The sequence below is a fragment of the Chryseobacterium sp. BGA-UO-ETr-SB22 genome (assembly GCF_059567885.1).
In genome coordinates this window covers 114,485-128,934 of the sequence record NZ_JCAQOV010000005.1, presented here as the reverse complement: position 1 = coordinate 128,934, position 14,450 = coordinate 114,485, and the positions used below count along the sequence as shown (strand labels likewise).

The following is a 14,450-nucleotide window of genomic DNA, read 5'->3' as shown; positions in this document are numbered from 1 at the left end:
TAGAAGACTTTCTGCGATCCGGACGGGACTCGAACCCGCGACCTCCGCCGTGACAGGGCGGCATTCTAACCAGCTGAACTACCGGATCAATTTTTTAAAAGTAAATTGACAAAACTTTTGCAATCCGGACAAAACCAATACTTTTCAGAAAAGTCCTATCCATCTGCTTTAAACTACTCTTTTACTTACTAAATCATTTTTGTAAACAATCTAAGAGCGTTTGTTTTTAACTGGTGCAAATATATAGCTTTTTTTAGTTTTTCCAAAGGAACCTATTCCTTTTCTTTTAAAGCTATTTGTAAAATACACATTTTCAAACATAAAAATTTCAGATATAACTGCTCTAAACACACATTTTAACAGATCATCTTAGAACATTTAAGAAAGTCAATTATAAAAACACACACAAAATCAACATTCTTGTTACTCTAAAAATATTTATTTCAAGATCTAATTTTAAGATGATGAATTATTAAAATGAAGAAGAATTCTTTTCTAATGATCCAGCTGGTCTGAAAAGATTAAAAGAAATTCATACAGGAAGAATTTCCGATACAGTATGTTTGCTGTATCGGGAAATAGAATATATTCAAAATTTCTCATGAAATATACCCTATCTTTTTTTCTTTCCAAAATCAAGATTCACTTTCTGTTCTAACCTTAGCATTGGTAAGTTTTAAACATAGCTCTTCTTATCTTTCTAACTCCAAAATAAATTATCCTAAAACTGAATATTCTTTCTTATTTGAAAAAACCTCTATCATAACTTTTGCAATCCTCTCTCTCTCATTATCTGACAGATTAGATCCTGAAGGCAGACATAAGCTATTTTCGAAAAGGGTTTCTGCTACTTTTCCTCCGTAATATGGTGCATCTTCAAATACAGGTTGTAAATGCATAGGTTTCCAGATAGGTCTGGATTCGATATTGTCCTCCAAAAATGCCAAACGTAAATCTTCACGGGATTTTGATGATTTTGTTTCATCTATTGTAATAACAGATAACCAATGGTTACTGTAAAAATCAAGACTTGGTTCCGAAAGTAATTCTACCCCATCTATATTTTTACAAATTTCAGAATAAAATTCGTGCATTTTTCTACGTCCGTTTACTCTCTCTCTCAAAACCTCCATTTGTCCCCTTCCAATACCAGCACTAATATTACTCATTCTGTAATTATATCCGATATGTGAATGCTGATAATGTGGAGCGTCATCCCTTGCCTGTGTAGAAAGAAATACAACTTTATCTTTATCTACCTGAGAATGACATACTAAGGCACCACCTCCTGAAGTCGTAATTATCTTGTTTCCATTGAATGATAAAATACCAAAACGTCCAAAAGTACCACAAGCTTTTCCTTTATACTGAGATCCCAATGATTCAGCAGCATCTTCTATTAAAGGAATATTGTACTCTGTAGAAATTGCTAAAATTTCATCCATTTTTGCCGGCATTCCATATAGATTGACAACAATAATAGCTTTCGGCTTTTTACCTTTTACAATTCTATCTTCTATAGCCTGCTTCAAAGCTATCGGACACATGTTCCAGGTATCTTTTTCAGAGTCGATAAATACAGGCGTAGCTCCCAGATAAGCAATAGGATTAGCAGAAGCAGAAAATGTCATAGACTGGCATATAACCTCATCATCAGGACCAACATTACATTCTACTAAAGCTAGATGTAAAGCAGCAGTTCCTGAGGAAAGTGCAGCTACTTTTACTTTTTCATTTAAGAAAATTTCCAGATCTTCTTCAAAACCATCAACATTTGGACCTAAAGGAGCTATCCAATTTGTATCAAATGCCTCATTAATGTACTTTAATTCGTTTCCTCCCATGTGGGGAGAAGACAACCATACTCTTGATTTCATATTTTAATATTCTAAATTTTTAAACTTCTACTTTTTATAATTTTTCCGGGATTACCTACAACAGTACAGCCATCCGGTATATCGCTGATAATAACTGCTCCGGCACCAATGATGCACCATTTTCCGATTGTTATTCCCTGTATTACACTGGCTCCGATTCCGATGTGAGTTCCTTCACCTACATATACATTGCCCCCCAGTGCAGCATTTGGAGAAATATGTACAAAGTCTTCAAGGATACAATCATGATCAATTGAAGCATTTGTATTGATAATACCATGTTTTCCGATTCTTACTAACGCATTAATAGTAGCACCAGGCATCACAGTAGTTCCCTCTCCTATCTTTACTCTCTTGGATATGATTGCCCTGGGATGAAAAAGAGTAACATAGTTGAACTGCTCTTTCTGCTCCACTATTCTTTTCCGGACTCTGTTATTCCCTATAGAAATAACAACATCGATATTATGCTGGGGAATTTCGTTAAGAACAGGATAGTTTAATACCGTTTCTTTCATTAAATGTTCATCAATGAAAGCTTCAATACTAAAACCATTCTCTTCAGCCAACTCAGCCACTACTTTACCATGGCCACTTGCTCCGTATAAATACATGCTCTGTCTACATTTATTAATTAATTATTTCCCTTAAAAGCTTCTACTGTAGCTTGATCTGCCTGGTTTATTCCTTCTCTTATTATTACTTTTTTTAAAGTAAGAAGGACTACCTTACAATCTGTTACCAAAGACAGATTGTCTACGTACCATACATCCAGTTCAAATTTCTTTGTCCAGGAAATAGCATTTCTTCCGTTTACCTGTGCCCAACCTGTAATCCCGGGACGTATTGTATGTCTGCGTCTCTGAGATTTATTATATAAAGATAGGTATTGTGGCAGCAAGGGCCGGGGTCCTATAATTGCCATATCTCCTTTCAATACATTGATTAATTGCGGAAGCTCATCCAGGGAAGACTGGCGTATAAAACTTCCAACCGGAGTTAAGCGCTCCGAATCTGGCAAATAATTGCCCTCAGCATCTTTTTTGTCGTTCATTGTCTTAAACTTAATGATATTGAATATCTTCTCATTTAAGCCCGGTCTTGCCTGAACAAAGAACGGTTTACCCTGATTGGCAAAGTATAATAAGATCATTACAATTATAAAAATTGGAGCCAGCATGATGAGCGCTATCAACGCTATCAAAAAATCCAGAATCCGTTTCAAAAAAAACTTATACACGATATTCTTTTTCTTTAATCAGTTTTTTATACTCACTTAATATTGCATTCCAAATCACTGACTGCTCGAATCGATCTTCAATCATTGGTCGTGCATTCTTTTTTAATGCCTGATAATAATCTTTGTCTACAATCATTTTCTCCATTTCTTCTGTAAGTCTTTCACTGTCTTTTACCGGAACAATCACTCCATTCTGATTTTCTACTATAATTTCGTTGCATCCATTGATATCAGAAACTATACTTGGCAATTCCATTGCTCCTGCCTGCATCACTACATTAGGGAATCCTTCCCGATAGCTAGGAAAAACCAATGCATCAGAAATCGCAAAATAAGGACGAACATCCTTTTGAAATCCTACAGAGATAATATCTGGGTTATTTTCAATTTCACTTAATGTATCGGGATGTAACGGATCCAGCTCCTGTTCCATAGGACCCACCAGTAATAATTTTGAATGTTGTTGGTTTTCTTGTTTATTTAGAGCAGAAAAGGCTTTTATCAGTTCATTAATTCCTTTGTCTCCCACCAAGCGCCCTACAAACACAAAAACGAAATCTGTGTCTTTTATTTTTAATTCTTTTCTTAGAAGAGTTTTCTGATCTTCTGAAACCTGTTCAGGTGAAAAGAATGAAGTATCGATTCCGTTTGATGAACCATTTCCGATTACTTTAAGCTTGTATTTATTTACATAATTATGCTTGATGATATAATCAGACAACCCCTTTGAGTTTGGATATACATGTGTTGCAGAAGCATAGGTTAGTTTTTCAACAAAATCTAAAATCTGACGTTTCACACCTGTTACCTCCATCAATGGTAAACCTGCTACCGTATGCAGTCTATGAGGAACTCCTGCCATTCTTGCAGCCAGCATCCCTACAATACCAGCTTTAGGAGTATGGGTATGAACAATTTGTGGTTTCTCTTTTCTTAAAAATTTATACGTACTCCATAAAGACTTAATATCTTTAATTGGAGTAATCTGGCGGGACATATCAATCGCTATTACCTCTATTTCTTCATCTTTTTTGACTTCATCGAGCTCCTTACCTGGTGAGGAAACACCAATTACATCAAAATGTTCTGACATAAACCGATGCTGCCCTTTCAGTAGAATCTTTAAAGAAAGTGGTACCGTTGTAATCCGTATCAATTTAGTTTTCAATTTCTTTTATTTTTATGTATTATTCCTATAAAATCTAGAACTAATTAATAAATTTCTCATAAATATTTTGTGTGTTATTATTTTTACTCACTTATCAACAATTCACTTATTTGTGATTTTAAAAAAGATAATAATTTTTTATAACCAGTATAAATCCAAAACCTATTTCAAACAGAAACTAGTTTTTGGATTAAATATTGCATCATTACTATCCTGGAAAATAATTATTTTTCAGGTTTGCATAAGTGTTTTTTGTGATTTAACAGCTTTTTGTGACAGAGACAAATTGTACATTGTCACCAAATTTTCATCAGCTATTTTATTGGTATTGAATACCTTGATATTCTCTATTCTACGTTAGATGATTTGATTGTTTACAGAATATTTCAGTTTTTCAAGTTTCATAAGCAGTTTCATTATATTTTTAACATTAAAGGAATATTAAAAAATTTCTATTTCAATTTTTAAGTTCTTTTCAGTAATAATACCACAAGCAAAAATCTTTCCATTCTTACTTTTTTGGGAAAATTCACCACATCGAAAATAATCAATGCTTATAATTTCTTTATTATTTTGGCAGGCACACCGCCTATTATAGAATTTTCTTCAAAAGTTTTATTAACAACAGCCCCTGCTGCCACAATTGATCTTCCTTTAATTACTACGCCAGACAAAATCCTTGCTCCACAACCTATCCACACATCATCCTCAATAATAATTGGTTTCATAACTTCTTTATTATATTTTATGGGAGTTGTAAGATCTTCCCAAGTATGATTTGTAGAAATAAGCGTTGTTGCATGTGCTATTGATACATCATTACCTATCTTAATTCCTCCCGCTCCTTCTAGATAACACATTGGATGAATACTAATATTATTTCCAAATTCTATACTATTCAAGTTAAATATAAATACTCCTGGTTGTACAGATACATTATCCCCAACCTTCTTGGCTAAATTTTTTATAAATATATATCTTAAAACAAGCCCTAGTTTACCGTTTGTATTTCTAACACTTCTTAATAAAAATTCATTTCCGTTTTTACCTAAAATACTAAAAATTTTAACTAATAAATCAATAATCTTTTTGAACTTTTTAAACTGATCTCTACCTTTCATTATTTAATTTATTAATATTGATATCATTAGAGAAGCTATCTCTTACATAAAGTCCAAAGCCAACTGGCAGGAAAATAAGAGATAATGGAAATACTCCCACCTCTTTCAGTAATTTAAATATATTTTGATTTTTACAAAAAGCAAATCTCCAATAATTAATTATAGATTTTATTTTAAGTTTTAAAGGACTTTTTGAATTGTTGGCTAATTCTTTATATAGTAATGTTGCATATTTAGCGTTCTTTCTTCTGTTACGAATGCTATTATAGCTCAATCCCCCTTCTAAATATTCTGTTATATAAATGGCCTCATTAAAGTACCTGAATTTATATTTCAGAGCCATTCTATTCCATACTATTGATTCTGCAACGAATTTTTCGCCATCAATATCAGGGAAGTAAAATTCTCTAAACTTTTCAGTTATTAAAACCTTTGCCATATCAGCTATAACCCCAAATTTCTCTCTTCTTTCTATTAAATTTGAATCTGTTATAAAGGTGGGAAATTGTTTGTTTCCAATAATATTCCCTTTAGGTGAAGCTCTATAACCTACAACTCCAATAAAAGAATTATCTCCTTTTATACTTTTATACTGATGATCAATAATTTCCAAACTATTATCTGGTAAATAATCATCACTGTCTACAATAAAAAATAGCTCCCCTTCTGCTAAATCCAAACCTTTATTGATAGCTCGATGCTTACCCCCATTATTTGTTTTATTATATTTTATCGTTATTTTACCATCATCAATACATTTTTTGATAAATACTGATGTATTATCTGTACTCCCATCATCTACAATTACCCATTCAAAATCACTAAATGTTTGACTTAGTAAGCTTTCATAAAGCTTTAGTAATTCTTTTTCTCTATTGTAAGTAGGTGTAAAGACTGTTATTAATTTCATTTCTAAACATTTATATTAAAATATTCTATAATTTAACACAATCACTTCTCAGCAATAGTTGTTAATTTTTCATATTGACTTGAGGATATAAGTCAAATAGTTTTCCTTCACTAAAAGGCTTTTTAACATTATTAGTGGACAATTTATCAATATTAAAATACCCCCCTATTTTTCTGACAAAAGGCTGGTCTTTAAAACCAGCAACATAAATTCCCACATTTGAGTTTTCTACTAAAATATTAGAACAAAAAATAGTAGCCGATTTTGGAATAGACTGGCTACCATATTTACCTAAATGTAGATCTATACCTACATTTGTATTATTTATTTTTATATTACTTATATTAACATTTTCTAATATGTTAATATTATCATTAGGCTCAATATCAATACCCGCCATTGGATTAGTACCATTAACGTTTGCAATTAATAGATCTTTAATAATTAAATCTTTGCCTCCTTCAATTGAAATGCCATTTCTTCTAACATTATTTATTACTCCTCCTATTATTTTTATATTCTCTACCTCGAACAGCATATTTTTAGCAATACCAGGTCTTATGCTAGTCATTGTTTTCACTATCATAATTCCGTCTCCCCAACAATTAGAAATATTTGCATTATAAATCTCAATATTTCTAGAACCTCTTATATCAATACCCATTCCCCATTCTCCCTTAGTATCTAAGTGTTTATCACGATCACCTATTAACTGCGGGTTATAAATTTTAACATTTTCAACAGCATGTAAACCAATAATCTGATACTTTACATCAGCAGTTGGTTTTAATATTAATGCTGACTTTTTTTGAAAATATATTTGCGAGTTTGATTGTGCAAAAACTCCTGTAGTCATTAATGGGAAGTCTGGCATTATAACATTTTTATTAGCATCAATAGCTTTTTGAATATAGTTTGTATAATCCACACTTCCATCTTTCACATATCCTTTTGGAAGTATTGTTTCAATTTTAAAAAAATCAGCCGTCTGTATATTAATATCCTGAGTTACTATTGATGAATAATCAATCAATATTTTCTTCCTTTTTTGAGAGCAACAAATGCTCGAAAATAGTAAGAAGTTAAATAGAAAAAAAATGCTTATAGTTCTCATAATAAATTATTTATATTATTTTAAATTAAATATTAGGAATAAGAAAAAACAAAGTAAAAATATACCAAACAAGTTGATTACCCCCATTTTATTTCTAGTTTGCGTATAAGGATACATTAAAAATGGTATAAAAATCCAAGATAATACGCCAAATCTATCACTAAAAGCAGCAGAAAACATAAGAAAGAAAAAAGCAGATGTAAGCATATACGTTACATAAAACCTTTTATACTTTAAATGCTCCTCAATATCTTCAATACTTTTAAGAGTATAATATCCAATAATTGCAAATATAGTATTGAATATAAAAAAGTTCAATCTAAACCCAGTTTTGTAAGCAACTTTAACTCCTTTGGAATAATATTGATCTAATCTTTCTTCTACTAAAATATTTATCACAGGTATTTTGCCTAATAGTTCATTAAGGTTAAAACTAACTAATGAAAGTACTGTAGCTGCTATATAAATCGAAAATATGACCTTGAGGTTGTTAATCTTAGTAGACATAAAGAAAACCACAATAGGAATGATAATAGAAGCATGATTAAAAAAAGCAATAGTGAAAAATACAATAGACAACCATCTTTTTTTATTATAGAAAGTCATAGCTAGAAAGAAAAAGGAAAAAGCAATCCCTTGTTTTGTTGTATTAATTCCCATTGCCTTAAAGAAAAACATACTTATCACAATAAAGAAAACAAGAAATCTATTTTTTTCTGTTAAATTCCGTATACCTATAATAAGAGGTATTATATACAACATGGCATTTATTGTAAAAAATACTTTATAGTTATTACTCAATTTAAGAGCAAGTAATGATATAAAGTAACTTCCTACATCTTTTAACTCACTTAAAGATTTAATGACTCGGGAACCGTTAAAATAAACTAATGTTCTTGCTGAATCGGCTCCTACAACTTTATCTCTTGTCCCTATTATAGCAATAATTACCAATGCATAAAACAATAATAATGCATTCTGAATACCATCAGAATTTTTTTTTCGATTTACATATTCATTTGTTAAAATAATAGCAAAAAAAGCAGCACTTAAATAAACAAGTGTAAATCTCAGATTAAATGCATCAATAATACTTTCCATCTCTATATTTTACAATTTCTGCATGATGTTGTCTAATTCGAGATCATAATTATAGCTGATATAAAATGACTTAGCATTCCTGGAATATTCTATATAGTTTTCTAAGATATTTTGCAGGGTTTCAGATATCTGATTTTCTCTCTGAAAATCAATACATTCTCCCATTCTGTTGGTTACAATCGTATTAATAAGCCCCGGAATATCATTTCCTATCATTGGTATGGCAAAGTTAGAAAACTCCCATAATTTGTTGGGTGCACAAAATATATTATTCAATGAAGAATGATCATATGTTAATATACCAATATCAGCATGGCTGGTTACATGCAAATGATAAGGAGGTGCAACAAACGGAATATGAATGATGGAAGGACAGATAGCCTGCAGCTTTTTCAAATATTCTGTTTCCTTACCCATTATAATCAATGCAAAATCTTCTGACTGATTGATATAACGACAGATGCCTTCCAATTCTCTTTCAGGGAAAATTACTCCCTGGTAAATAATTTTCTTTTTCCCTTTAACAGGTTCCAATAGATTTGATAATTCTTCCGTCAAAGGAAGATTTCTTTCAGACAACTCTGAATAAGGTTTATTCAGAATAACTTCTGGGGTTTTATTCAGCTTCCACCAAACGCGAAGTATATTGGCTCTGTCTAAATTAGAACAAATGACCAGCTTTGCATTTTTTGCAAATTTTTCAAGGCCTTTTATGTACCTAGGTGCATAATCGAACAGCTCATATAAATTAAGCACATAATTCAGTGACAATAGTTTTTTTCCTAAAGCCAGTGTGGTATCCGCAGCTGGAATCCAGATCAGTTTATCCTGATACTGGTTTTCGATTATAATTTTCCAAAAGGTTGTTCTGATCTTAAACCAATATAAAATCTTGTTGGATGAAGGCTTTATTTCTGTTAAATGAACTTTATAACAAAGACGGTTCAGTTCATCTATTAAGTTTCCTTTTTCAAAACCTAAAACAAGATGTATTTTGTAACCATTTTTATTCAGATACTTTATAAAAGCCAATAAAGGAGGATAATCTGAAACACAGGTTTTATGAACAATTACAATTTCTTTATTCTCCATTAAATTTGCTGTTATATTTTTTTACAAATTGATTCAACATATCATCTGCTTTCGATCTCAGATCTGAAATAGACTTCTGATGATCATTATCTAATTCAGATTTTACTAAATCTCCTAGCTTCCCGATTTCAAAATGATCATCCCATAAAGCAAATGAAGGAATTTGCTCTGTAAGAATTCTTAATTTAGGCTCTATTTCAACACAGATCACTTTTTTCCCCAACAAACCAGCAATGATTGCCCCATGGTAACGTGCCGTAATAAATGTAGAAAAAGAGTTTAAAATTTCTATAAAATCATTGATTTCCATTGTTTCAGGATGCCAGATGATACTTTTATAATTCTGTATCCTTTTTAACCATTTCGGGTCTTTATCTTTTGCAAATACAATAAATGTCACATCCAGATGCGGATTGGAATTCACAAAACTAATCAATTGCTCCTGATAATCAGCAGGACTGTTCTTCCAGTCCCAGTCTCTTACAATAATTCCTATTTTATTGGTGTCATCTGCCTTTAAAACGTTTTGAATATGTTTATAAAAATAGGACGAAAACACTACATCAGCTCCTAAGAATGATTCAATGTTCCACTCGTTACAGTAATCATAAGAAACCTGATCTCTGACTCCTGTGAAGAATGAATCTCTTAATTGATTCTTTGCAAATTCTATAGCCTGGATATTATTATTAAATGGCCCTAACCCAAAACCGAGAAAAGCTTTTTCATAACTGGCTGCTGCCACATTATTCCCAGAGCCAATTTTCTGAAATACTTTTTTAAGTATTTTAACCGGATTCTTAGAAATATTATTCTTTATTTTGGTTGCAAGTGTAGACTTTTCTATAAAAGAAAAAAACTGTGTTCCACCTCCATACACTAACAGATCATCTTTCTGATTATTATTATAAGAAGAATCACTTAAAAATTTTGAGACATAATGATTTTCAGCTCCTATAAAATTCAATGAGCTATTTTTGACATTAGCTTTGATAAAATCTTCAAATACGATCATTAATAAATCATCACCAAAATTACTATCACCATATGCTCCTTTTATTGATATATTCATGAAATATAATATTTTATAAAGTGATTTATTACAATCATTACAACCAGTACGGATGTAATCAAAAAAAGTTTTTTAATTTTTATTTTTTTACTCTCAGATTTCAGTATATCCATGAATCTCAATAGAAACATACAATAAAAGCCCAATAAAAATGAAATAGATATCCCTTGTAATCCTAATGATTGGATAAGAATTATACTAAATACGATTGATATAACTGCTCCTATTAATGAGGTTAGTGTAATTTTCAATGTATTTTTTTCTTTCTGATATTTTAATCCGAGAAAACCAGCAATTGCATTGAATCCTACTCCTAAATATAAATAAGGCATATATTGCCAGGTTTCAAAATATTCTTTTGAAACTAAAACTTTCGTCATTAAAGGTGATAGTATTCCTAAGGTAAAAGCCAAAGCCATTTCAAACATGATGAACTTATCTAATAATCTATTGAAAGTAGCATCATTTTCTTCTTTTAAAATCCTATCCTGTAAAGGCAACAGTAAAACAGAATTAATGACTAACAGCAAAGCCGGAAAACGGCTCGCTACTGCATACACCCCATTTCCTTCAGCTCCCATATAGTGCAGGATGATAAATTTACTGGCAGAAGATATAGCCCACCAGCTCATTAAATTAGGAATCAAAGGCAAAGAATAGGATGCCATTGATTTAATAAGTTTAGGATCCCAATACTTAAATTTGAAATATTGAATTATTTTTACTTTATATAAAATCGTGATACACGCAACTGTATAAGCTACGATATTGGCAATGAAAACACCTTCTACATTTAATTTTAACAGGTAGATAAAAACGATATTAAAAACCACAATTAAAAAAGTAGTTAAAATTCCGTTGATCGCAAACTGTTTCGTATTTCCTTGTCCCCTCAGAATACTCTGTAATAAGGGCAATAAACAATTAAGGAAAATAAGTATTATAAAATATTCCTGATATTGAAAGCTGTTAAAAAAGACATAAATAGAAAACCCAACGCAAAAAATAAGATACCCTATGCATAATGTTATGATAGAATTGGTCATAATTTTTGCCTTCTCAGTTTCACTGACATATTCTTTATCAATTAACCATCTGTAGGTAGCATCAGAGATCTGTAAAGAGACCAATGGTGCAAAAAGACTTATTGTGGTGAGCAGTAAGTCATATTCTCCCAATTCTTTTTTGGTGAGAAAATAGGTATAAAAAGGGACTAATAAAAATGAAAGAATCTTTGATCCAAAGCTTCCAATGGAGTATGTCAAAGTTTCTTTAAACATCTTCTTTTTTACCAGAGAAGATATATTCATTATTTACTTTTTATAAAATTTACAATGCGTTCACATGCAGTCCCATCTCCATAAGGATTGTGTAATTCCCTCATGGATTGATAGCGTACAGGATCATTTAATAAACTTTGTGCTTCTGAGACAATTTTATTTTTATCTGTACCTACCAGAATTACCGTCCCAGCATTCACAGCTTCAGGTCTTTCCGTAGTATCACGCATTACCAGTACTGGTTTTCCAAGACTTGGAGCTTCCTCCTGTATACCTCCGGAATCTGTAATGATCATATAAGACTGATTCATGAGCCATACAAAAGCCGGATATGCTAAAGGCTCTATCAGGATTACATTTTTAACATCTGATAAAATTTCATACACCGGGCCTTTTACATTCGGATTAAGGTGCACGGGATAAATAATCTGGATATCAGGGTTTGTGACAGCTATTTCTTTCAAAGCTTCACAAATATTAACAAATCCCTGTCCATGATTTTCACGTCTGTGCCCTGTTACCAGTATTATTTTTTTTGATAAATCTATATCAGCCTTAAGTGCTTCTATTTCTTTATTATCTATATTCTCCACTTTTGCAGAGCTAAAGAATAATGCATCTATCACAGTATTTCCTGTAATTAATATATTTTCTTCTTTGGTGTTCTCCGCTAATAAGTTCTGCTTTGACTGTTCTGTAGGAGCAAAATGATAATCTGCAATACGTCCCGCCACCTGTCTGTTAATCTCTTCAGGGAATGGAGATCTTTTATCATGTGTTCTCAATCCCGCTTCTACATGGCATACTTTGGCACCGGAATAAAAACTCGCAATACTAGTTGCCATTGTAGTAGTGGTATCTCCGTGTACATAGACATAATCCGGATTAAAATCTTCCAAAACAGATTTCAGTCCGGTAATAATATCAGCTGTCAGGTTATATAAATTTTGGCCGGGCTTCATTAAATTTAAATCATAATCCGGCTGGATATCAAAAAAACTTAAAACCTGATCCAACATCTCTCTATGCTGAGCGGTAACACAAACTTTAGTCTCAAATGATGATTCTTTTTGAAATTCTTTTACCAGAGGAGCCATTTTTATAGCTTCAGGTCTTGTTCCAAAAACAATCAGATGTCTCTTTTTCATAATTTTAAGCAAATAAATAGTTACAGTCTGGAATCACACTCTTCCAAAACTCCCTTTACATCATAAATAATACCTCCTTCCTTTAGATAATTATTCAGGTTGATTCCCATAAATTCTTTGTGGGCAACGGTAAGAATAATTGCATCAAATTTTTCATCTGGAATTTCATTTACAACATTAAGATCATATTCATGTTTCACTTCTTCAGGCTTAGCCCAAGGATCAAAAGTAGTAACGTGTAAAGAATAGTCTTCAAGCGCCTGAATAACATCTACCGCTTTGGTATTACGTACATCTGGACAATTCTCTTTGAAGGTTATTCCTAAGTTTAATACTTTTCCTCCATTGATTGTGATCTTCTTTTTGATCATTGTCTTTACCAGCTGGGAAGCTACATATTCCCCCATAGAATCATTAAGACGGCGTCCTGCCAATATAATTTCGGGATGATAGCCATTCTCCTGAGCTTTCTGAGCAAGGTAATATGGATCTACTCCAATACAGTGGCCACCTACCAATCCTGGTTTGAACGGTAAAAAGTTCCATTTGGTTCCTGCTGCTTCCAATACAGCATGCGTATCAATTTCCAAAAGGTTAAAAATCTTAGCCAGCTCATTCACAAAAGCAATATTGATATCTCTCTGTGAGTTTTCAATTACTTTGGCAGCTTCTGCAATTTTGATGGTCGGAGCCAGATGGGTTCCTGCCACAATCACAGATTTATACAGACTATCTACTACTTTTCCAATTTCCGGTGTAGAACCTGCGGTAACTTTCAGAATTTTCTCTACGGTATGCTCTTTATCACCTGGATTGATTCTTTCAGGCGAATACCCTGCAAAGAAATCCTGATTGAATTTCAGTCCTGAAACCTGTTCCAGAACAGGGATACATTCTTCTTCAGTAGCTCCGGGATATACAGTAGATTCGTAAATCACAATATCTCCTTTGGATAATACTTTCCCTACAGTTCCTGAAGATTTATATAATGGGGTCAGATCTGGACGGTTATGTTTATCAACAGGTGTGGGAACCGTTACGATATAGATGTTTGCATCTTGAATATCATTGATATCCGCAGAGCAGTACAATCCGTTCTCAGTAATCTGATTAAAAGGGTTCTGGTGCTTTAAGACCGCCTTTAGTATATCGTTTTCTACTTCCAGGGTACTATCTGTTCCTGTATTTAATTCCTCAATCCTTTTCTGATTGATATCGAAACCTACAACTGGATATTTTGTTGCAAATAATCGTGCTAATGGCAGACCTACATATCCTAATCCAATTACGGCAATTTTATATTGTTTTTCCACAAAGAATTGATTTA

The 14,450-nt window shown here is 32.1% G+C and carries 13 protein-coding genes and 1 tRNA gene; all 14 read right to left on the bottom strand.

All coding sequences use genetic code 11. The features are described from left to right. Positions 1-14: 14 nt before the first annotated feature. A tRNA-Asp gene (locus AC57AW_RS07835) sits at positions 15-88 on the bottom strand. Positions 89-716: 628 nt separating this feature from the next. Beyond that, positions 717-1,877, bottom strand: a complete 1,161-nt coding sequence (locus AC57AW_RS07830; RefSeq protein WP_496351437.1) for a DegT/DnrJ/EryC1/StrS family aminotransferase — start codon at positions 1,875-1,877, stop codon at positions 717-719. Between the two features lie 11 nt (positions 1,878-1,888). Continuing rightward, positions 1,889-2,491: an acetyltransferase gene (locus AC57AW_RS07825; protein ID WP_496351436.1), complete on the bottom strand. Its 603-nt coding sequence runs from the start codon at positions 2,489-2,491 to the stop codon at positions 1,889-1,891. A gap of 20 nt (positions 2,492-2,511) precedes the next feature. Next, positions 2,512-3,117: a sugar transferase gene (locus AC57AW_RS07820; RefSeq protein WP_496351435.1), complete on the bottom strand. Its 606-nt coding sequence runs from the start codon at positions 3,115-3,117 to the stop codon at positions 2,512-2,514. Next, positions 3,110-4,210 (bottom strand): glycosyltransferase family 4 protein, encoded by a 1,101-nt coding sequence (locus AC57AW_RS07815; RefSeq protein WP_496353872.1) that lies wholly within the window; start codon positions 4,208-4,210, stop codon positions 3,110-3,112. The genes AC57AW_RS07820 and AC57AW_RS07815 overlap by 8 nt, the downstream gene beginning before the upstream one ends. 629 nt (positions 4,211-4,839) lie before the next feature. Continuing rightward, on the bottom strand, positions 4,840-5,406 hold the full coding sequence (locus tag AC57AW_RS07810; protein ID WP_496351434.1) for an acyltransferase: 567 nt from the start codon (positions 5,404-5,406) through the stop codon (positions 4,840-4,842). Then, a complete protein-coding gene (locus AC57AW_RS07805) occupies positions 5,396-6,316 on the bottom strand; it encodes a glycosyltransferase family 2 protein (RefSeq protein WP_496351433.1) in 921 nt (306 codons plus the stop codon). Before AC57AW_RS07805 ends, AC57AW_RS07810 begins: the two co-directional genes overlap by 11 nt. A 61-nt stretch (positions 6,317-6,377) precedes the next feature. Continuing rightward, positions 6,378-7,430 carry a glycoside hydrolase family protein gene (locus AC57AW_RS07800; RefSeq protein WP_496351432.1) on the bottom strand — a complete coding sequence of 351 codons (1,053 nt, stop codon included), beginning with the start codon at positions 7,428-7,430 and terminating at the stop codon, positions 6,378-6,380. A 15-nt stretch (positions 7,431-7,445) separates the two neighbouring features. Beyond that, positions 7,446-8,531, bottom strand: a complete 1,086-nt coding sequence (locus AC57AW_RS07795; RefSeq protein ID WP_496351431.1) for an EpsG family protein — start codon at positions 8,529-8,531, stop codon at positions 7,446-7,448. 9 nt (positions 8,532-8,540) lie between these two features. Beyond that, positions 8,541-9,623: a glycosyltransferase family protein gene (locus AC57AW_RS07790; RefSeq protein WP_496351430.1), complete on the bottom strand. Its 1,083-nt coding sequence runs from the start codon at positions 9,621-9,623 to the stop codon at positions 8,541-8,543. Further along, the gene (locus tag AC57AW_RS07785) at positions 9,613-10,695 is read right to left on the bottom strand and encodes a polysaccharide pyruvyl transferase family protein (RefSeq protein ID WP_496351429.1); all 1,083 of its coding nucleotides are present in this window, start codon (positions 10,693-10,695) and stop codon (positions 9,613-9,615) included. The genes AC57AW_RS07790 and AC57AW_RS07785 overlap by 11 nt, the downstream gene beginning before the upstream one ends. Beyond that, positions 10,692-12,005, bottom strand: a complete 1,314-nt coding sequence (locus AC57AW_RS07780; protein ID WP_496351428.1) for a lipopolysaccharide biosynthesis protein — start codon at positions 12,003-12,005, stop codon at positions 10,692-10,694. The genes AC57AW_RS07785 and AC57AW_RS07780 overlap by 4 nt, the downstream gene beginning before the upstream one ends. Next, positions 12,005-13,123 carry a non-hydrolyzing UDP-N-acetylglucosamine 2-epimerase gene (gene wecB / locus AC57AW_RS07775; RefSeq protein ID WP_496351427.1) on the bottom strand — a complete coding sequence of 373 codons (1,119 nt, stop codon included), beginning with the start codon at positions 13,121-13,123 and terminating at the stop codon, positions 12,005-12,007. Before wecB ends, AC57AW_RS07780 begins: the two co-directional genes overlap by 1 nt. Positions 13,124-13,143: 20 nt before the next feature. Next, positions 13,144-14,436, bottom strand: coding sequence for a nucleotide sugar dehydrogenase (locus tag AC57AW_RS07770; RefSeq protein WP_496351426.1), 1,293 nt, complete (start codon positions 14,434-14,436; stop codon positions 13,144-13,146). Positions 14,437-14,450: the final 14 nt, after the last annotated feature.